The sequence below is a fragment of the Bartonella sp. AA86SXKL genome (assembly GCF_042196885.1).
Window position 1 is genome coordinate 1 of the sequence record NZ_JBHIRE010000532.1, and the last position, 581, is coordinate 581.

Here is a 581-nt window from a genome sequence, read left to right on the forward strand (position 1 = left end):
AGAAAAGAGCCAGAACACATCATAAAGATAGAAATAAGCATTGAACGTTTACGTCCATAACGGTCAGCAATAAAACCGAAAAGCCATGCTCCAATAGGGCGCATAAGAAAGCCAATAAAAAAAATTCCTGCTGTTTTTAACAGTTGTGTAATGACATCTTCATCTGCAGGAAAGAATTGCGAAGCAAAATAAATCGACGCAAAAGAATAAACATAAAAATCATACCATTCTACCAGGTTACCTGATGCACTGGATATGATAGCCAAAATACGTTTTTTTGTATCATGTGGTGCTAAAATTGTTTCATTTGTCATGAAGTATTCCCCTTTTAGATTTATATTAATTTTTTAGTAAAAATAATTTACAATCTACCCTACAGAATTCAATTGAAGAAGAGTAGTTTTTTAGTAAAACTTTTTGATATAGCTTATTTAAGTTATATTTTATGCGTTTTGCAGTTTTTATTTTTCTAGTAAGATATTCATATAAAACTGTATTTTGATTTTTTATTAAATTTTAAAAAAATAATAAAATGAGCTTGAGCATTCAAATTGAAAGGGCATTGAGAGAGAATGGCTTTT

At 29.1% G+C, this 581-nt stretch carries 1 protein-coding gene; it reads right to left on the reverse strand.

Annotated elements, in window-relative coordinates:
- Window positions 1–314, reverse strand: a 314-nt coding sequence (locus ACFIO5_RS13120; protein WP_375705646.1) for an MFS transporter, incomplete at its 3' end; no start/stop codon positions are given.
- Window positions 315–581 lie beyond the last annotated feature (267 nt).